Source organism: Pontibacter rugosus (assembly GCF_042678745.1).
In the GTDB taxonomy this organism is placed as follows: domain Bacteria; phylum Bacteroidota; class Bacteroidia; order Cytophagales; family Hymenobacteraceae; genus Pontibacter; species Pontibacter rugosus.
In genome coordinates, this window is the sequence record NZ_JBHTLD010000325.1 from 1 (window position 1) to 3,446 (window position 3,446).

General features: G+C 46.3%; 2 protein-coding genes. Both read left to right on the forward strand.

Going from position 1 to position 3,446, the window contains the following annotated elements; translation table 11 throughout:
* The first annotated feature begins 72 nt into the window (after nt 1-72).
* Nucleotides 73-1,791 (forward strand): T9SS type A sorting domain-containing protein, encoded by a 1,719-nt coding sequence (locus ACFQ2O_RS20625; RefSeq protein WP_377532573.1) that lies wholly within the window; start codon nt 73-75, stop codon nt 1,789-1,791.
* 677 nt (nt 1,792-2,468) lie between these two features.
* Nucleotides 2,469-3,098 carry an OmpA family protein gene (locus ACFQ2O_RS20630; protein ID WP_377532576.1) on the forward strand — a complete coding sequence of 210 codons (630 nt, stop codon included), beginning with the start codon at nt 2,469-2,471 and terminating at the stop codon, nt 3,096-3,098.
* Nucleotides 3,099-3,446 lie beyond the last annotated feature (348 nt).

The following is a 3,446-nucleotide window of genomic DNA, read 5'->3' on the forward strand; positions in this document are numbered from 1 at the left end:
CTGTTTTAAAAAGATCTTTTCTGCTGGCATACTTCTTTCATATAGATATCCTGAATGAAACGAAGTTTACCCATGAAATACCTTTACATCCTTAGTGCCATTTTACTTTTCTCTTTGAGTGCGCAGGCGCAGATTACCATTTATCACGAAGACTTTAGCGGTACCGTACAAGGCGTTACCACGCTTAATAACACTTGGGGCCTCAGCTCCCAAGCCCCTACCAGCAACACGACCCTGTCTTCAGGCGGGGCTCACTACAGGACCTCCACTACAATCGCGTCCGGCTACACAACTAAAACGCTTTACCTGGACAACTCCATCAACACGATTGGCTTTAAGGATATTAAAGTGACTTGGGTAGATTTGTACGCCCAGATAAAAGGAAACGTCTCCTCTAACAACGTGCGCTTCTTCTACAGCGTGAACGGGGGCAGCTACACCGAGGTGACGGGCTTAACCCACAACCAGTATTATAACCAGTGGGCGCGCATTAACGGTGGGGCGGCCATCTCTCTGCCGGCCTCCTGCAACGATGCCCGCAGCATCAGGTTCTTCTGGTCTGTAGTGAACGACAACAAGCACGGCGACTACTACGCTATCGACGACATTTCTATCTCTGGTACGCCAGACGATGACCAGACAACGGCTGAGGCTGACCTGTCTGTGCTGGATTGGTCTAAGATTGCCCTTAATGAAGATCCTTTTGCTGCTGGCAAGACTTACGCCGTAGACGGAAATAAAGTAACTTTCACTAAGGCAAGCGCTGCCGGTGTTACAATCACTAAATCGGTTGTGTCAAATTCTGACTTCCAGAACCCGACTAACACGCTGACGCTGACACAAACCAAAGCTTCAAGCACTTTAGGTACAAAAGTGACAATGACTTTTGCCGAGCCAGTGGCTGACCTTACCTTTACAATTTTTGATGTGGACCAAGCCTCTAACCAGTTCCAGGATAAACTGGTTATCAAAGGGATGGGCTTCTCTGGGCCGCTTTCTTTAACTAAAACAAAAGTTAAGACTACTGCTAACAACAGCTTTAACTTAGGCAGCAGCACCATTACAGGCGTATCTGGTACAGATGTGGCCGCAAATTCTAGCGGCGGAAACATAACAGTAACCTTCAGCGACTATGTAGGTGAGGTAACCATTGAATACTATAACAGCGACGCAGTGAGAAACAACGCCGGACAACAAGGAATTGGTATCCACAACCTGTACTGGAGAAGAGATCGCTCAATAATAACGTTACCTGTTGAGTTGATGGCTTTCAAAGGTGCGGTGCAGAACGGCAACGCTAAACTGAACTGGGCCACAGCGCAGGAAACAGCTAACGATAAATTTGTGGTAGAGCGCAGCCAGGACGGAAAAAGCTTCACCAAAGTAGGCGAAGTGAAAGGCCACGGCAACAGCAGCACCCGACTGGATTACAGCTTTACAGATACCAACCCTACCGTGGGCGCCAACTACTACCGCCTGCGCCAGGTGGACTTCGACGGTACAGAGGCCTTCTCTAATGTGGTGGCACTAGAGTTTCAGCAAAAGCAGAGCACAGCGGCGGCAGGAATAGCGAGCGTGTATCCGACAGTGGCCTCGGTGGAGGTAAACATCAGCCTGGCGGTAGACAAGGCGCAAGTGAGCCTGGTGGACATGAAAGGCCGCACACTCGGGCAGTATACAGCAGAGGGGCGCAACATGGTGCTGCCAGTGGCAGGCCTGCAGCCGGGAGTATACTTCGTAACTGTGACAGACGGTGCGCAACGCCACACACAGCGCTTCATCAAGCAGTAGCCTCTCTCACTTTCGTTTCACTCAAGATTTTCATTCATAGTTTCATTCGTTCATTCACATTCACAGTAAGCCCCGGCTGCCCTAAGGGAGGCCGGGGCTTATCGTTTATGGGAGTTGATGAGAAAGTGTTTTTACTTAGTTCGACTTCAACATTTTTACAACCGAAGAAAAACTGTTTAAATAGCTGAGCCATACCTTTCTTTCATCTGTACATGTCTTGAAAGTAGCTGGATAGCCGTTGACAGTTTAATATATCAGGTAAAATACTCTGTTTAGCTGTTTTCAATTTCTAAACATGCTAAAGTTGAGTTCAAAGCATGTTTCCATTTTGTTTTCGCAAGCGAAAGCTGCCTGGAAAGGGTTCTGGCAAAGCGATTTTAGAGTTTCATAGCAGCGATATGGGGTGAGAAAAGCGTGAAGCCAGGTTCCGCTACAGGCGGTTTGCAGCGCAAAGGATGAATTTAAGATAGGCTCTTGCCTATCACTATAGGAGCAATCACTTTTCTTTCAGTTTATACTTCCTGGTCTTTATGAAATTCTTCCCGGAGGTGTGGGTTATGCAAAATAGTGCCCCATATTTATGTTGTTTTGTAGGCCTGCTGTACGTAAAGCTGTAGTGGAAGAACCATAGCGCATATGCTTCGTAAACCTTAATACGAACCAAAAAGACTATAACTATGAAGAAAAGTACAATATTAATGATTCTGGGTGTTGGTGCCTTTACTGCCTGCAACAGTCCCGAAGGTAATGTAGAAAATGATTCTCTATCTGATGCAACTGCGGATACTGCCGTAGCTTACCAAGATGAGCGCGGAGCCATAGAAGCAGACGGTGTACAGGTAAAAGATGTTGGAGAAGATTTCTGGGCTGGAGTTGACTGGGACGCACCTGTTGTTGATGATCCTGAAATGAAGAATGCTGGTGTAGAAATGCGCTCAAATAATGAGTATAATATCTATACTATGGATGATCGCTTGTTGTTTGATACAGATAAAGCACAACTACGGTCTGAAGGCGAGCAGAAACTTCAGGAAATTGTTAACGAAATCAAAGACCTGCCGCAAAACGGCCAAATCCGCATCTTTGGTCATGCCGATGCGCGTGCCAGTAATGAGTATAACAAACAACTATCTGCTGAGCGTGCACGTGCTGTGCAGAATTGGCTACAGAACCAGGGAGGTATCAATGCTAATCGCTTATCTATAGAGGCAATGGGTGAAACCGAGCCTAGAGCTACTAACGAAACTGCCAGAGGACGCCAGCTTAACCGCCGCGTAGCAGTGGTAGTGGTGACACGCGAGCAGTAATAATCAATTAGAAACGTAACAAGCAAAAGCCGCTGATATACCGTCAGCGGCTTTTGCTTGTTAGAGCATATTAAAACCCTGCAAGCGAAAGGAAAGTGAAATATGTTATAATGTAGAAGCTTGCAATCTGTCAGTAGAGCCGTGGCTTCTGGTTTTCCAAAATCATCTCCTATTATTAGCCAGTGCTGCTTCTATAGCCTTAAAGGTAGGAGTGATGGTTTTTAGAAGGATGGAGGCAAAAGCATTGATAAACGTTGCCCCGCTATAGCTATCTTCAGTAACGCAAGTATAGAAGCTCTTGAAAGCAATAAACTGTACTTTTTAAAGTTGCTTATCTAGAAGCTATAT

What these genes read in the sequence shown, in the direction of transcription:
- ACFQ2O_RS20625 (WP_377532573.1), top strand. Translation starts at nt 73, where the DNA reads ATGAAATACCTTTACATCCTTAGTGCCATTTTACTTTTCTCTTTGAGT.
- ACFQ2O_RS20630 (WP_377532576.1), top strand. Translation starts at nt 2,469, where the DNA reads ATGAAGAAAAGTACAATATTAATGATTCTGGGTGTTGGTGCCTTTACT.